At 55.9% G+C, this 2,041-nt stretch carries 2 protein-coding genes and 2 pseudogenes; 1 reads left to right on the top strand and 3 read right to left on the bottom strand.

Going from position 1 to position 2,041, the window contains the following annotated elements:
- Positions 1-112: pseudogene (locus ACTHUM_RS12285) on the top strand (transcriptional regulator); the annotation flags it as partial.
- Between the two features lie 94 nt (positions 113-206).
- On the opposite strand, the gene ACTHUM_RS12280 reads toward ACTHUM_RS12285, so the two are convergent.
- The 3 genes and pseudogenes from ACTHUM_RS12280 to ACTHUM_RS12270 all read right to left on the bottom strand — a co-directional run.
- Positions 207-1,157 carry a YheT family hydrolase gene (locus ACTHUM_RS12280; RefSeq protein ID WP_070624688.1) on the bottom strand — a complete coding sequence of 317 codons (951 nt, stop codon included), beginning with the start codon at positions 1,155-1,157 and terminating at the stop codon, positions 207-209.
- A 12-nt stretch (positions 1,158-1,169) separates the two neighbouring features.
- Entirely contained in the window at positions 1,170-1,796 is a 627-nt protein-coding gene (locus tag ACTHUM_RS12275; protein WP_070461243.1) for a phosphatase PAP2 family protein, read from the bottom strand.
- A pseudogene (locus ACTHUM_RS12270) lies at positions 1,796-2,041 on the bottom strand (competence/damage-inducible protein A); the annotation flags it as partial. The pseudogene ACTHUM_RS12270 and the gene ACTHUM_RS12275, both read right to left, overlap by 1 nt.

Raw genomic sequence — 2,041 nt, 5'->3', positions numbered from 1 at the left:
AGCTAAAGTCAACCGTGACGACTTGGCCGTTGCTTCCCTGCTGAAAAACCGCGACCCTGAGTTGTACGCTTCTCTGAAAAAAGAAGCCAAAGCCGACAACAAAGGCAAATAATCAAGCCATTCAAAAAGCCGTCTGAAATTCGTTTTCAGACGGCCTTTTTACTTTCTGCACACTAAGGGCATGTCGCATACATGTCCTTTTTCATTTACGGCTGATACTGTTTGAAATAGTCCAACACCGTTTGCGGCAGCCATTGCAGATTCAGACGGCCCTGATCGCGGCTGACAAAGCCGACATGACCGCCGTATGCCGGTTGCAACAGCGTAACGGCCGAGGACACATCCCGCCCGGTCGGCAGGGCTTCCGGCGGCAGGAAGGGGTCGTTGACGGCATTAAGCAACAGCAACGGCGTATCCACGCCTTTCAGAAACGGTTTGCAGGAATTGCGGCGGTAGTAATCGTGGCGGTCGGCAAAACCGTGTAGCGGCGCGGTAAAGCGGTCGTCAAAATCGCCAAGCGTTTTGCAGTTTTGCTGGCTTAAGGCCGTCTGAAACCGGGGAATCGCCTGGGCTTTCGGCAACAGTGAATTCAAAAAATAGCGCGTGTAAATCAGTCGCGTCATGCCCTGATCAAAACGCGTACCTGCCGCTACGGCATCAACCGGTGCAGAAACGACGGCAGAAGCGCGCGGAACGGCATTGCTGCCCTGCTCGCCCAAATATTTGGCCAAAGCATTACCCCCCAAAGAAACGCCGACGGCGTAGATGATTGAATAGCGTCGGGCAAGCGTGTTGAGCATAAAGGCGATTTCGGACGTATCGCCGAGGTGGTAGAACACGGGCGCGGTGTTTTCTATGCCGCCGCAACTGCGGAAATGGGCAACCACGCCGTTCCAACCGCGCTGCTGTACGGCTTTCATCAACTCGACCGCGTAATGGCTCTCGCTGCTGCCTTCCAGTCCGTGGAACAAAACCACCAACGGCGCATCGGGGTCGGCGCTGTCGACAAAATCGTAGGCAACTTGGGTTTTGCCGGTGCTGTCGGGCAGAAGCTCGCGGCGGTAGTCAGGCGCTTTGCCTTGCAGCAGCTTGGCAAACAGGGTGTCGGCATGGCCGTTTCTGAGCCAATAAGGCGTGTTGGGTGAACGTGTATTCATGATTCGTTTCTTCTATTTTTCAGACGGCCTGAAGATGAGCATATACACCAGCAAGGCAGTCAGCGTGCCGTTTGTCCAGCCTGCCCAAACGTCGGTGGGATAATGCACGCCCAAATAAATGCGTGAAAACCCGGTCAGCAGGGCAAAGGAAATACCGCCTATCCAAGCGGCGCGGCGGTAGCGCGTGCGGCGGCAAAGCAATATCAGCATGACGGCAATGGCGGCGGAAAACGTACTGTGGCCGCTGGGAAAGGAAAAATTGCTCTCTTCAATCAGGCGCGGCCAAAGCAGCGGACGTTCGCGGGCAAACCAAACCTTCACAATCAGCATGTTCAAAGTCGGCATCAATGCCGCCAACACGCAAAACAGTGCTTCGCGCTTCTTATCGGCAAAATACAGGGCTGCGGCGACTGCGCCGATCAGCGGCACGGCAATCTCGGTTTTGCCCAGATAGTGCAACACGGTGGCAATCGGGTCAAACCATGTGCCCGCATGGGCATGGACGGCGTGCATCAGCGGCGGTTCAAAAGCGAAGCCGCCATATTGCGCCAGCCAAATGCCGATGATGAGGGTCGGCGGCAAAAACAGCAAAGAGGCAAAAATCAGTGCGCGTCTGGATTGGGCCGGGGATAAGTGCATTATTCCACCGTTTCTTTCAAAGTCGCGCCAATCGCCTGCAAACCCTGCAACGCATCTTCCCACGCCGTATCCAACAAGCGGCAGGCCTCACCTTCCGCTTTGATGCCGAACTCGATATGCGGCGGAGTGTAACGGCCGTCTGAATCGGTACGGCCCACGGTGGGCAGGCTGTAAGAACGGACACCGGCGTAGGTACGCTCGAGATGTTCCATAATCGGCGTAATGCGCGACTCGGGTTGGTCGAA

Source organism: Neisseria sp. P0021.S006, from assembly GCF_051956895.1.
This window is presented reverse-complemented; position numbering and strand designations above follow the sequence as displayed.

Excerpts from the sequence above, each read along its gene's own strand:
- ACTHUM_RS12275 (WP_070461243.1), bottom strand. The coding sequence starts at position 1,796 with ATGCACTTATCCCCGGCCCAATCCAGACGCGCACTGATTTTTGCCTCT.
- ACTHUM_RS12280 (WP_070624688.1), bottom strand. The coding sequence starts at position 1,157 with ATGAATACACGTTCACCCAACACGCCTTATTGGCTCAGAAACGGCCAT.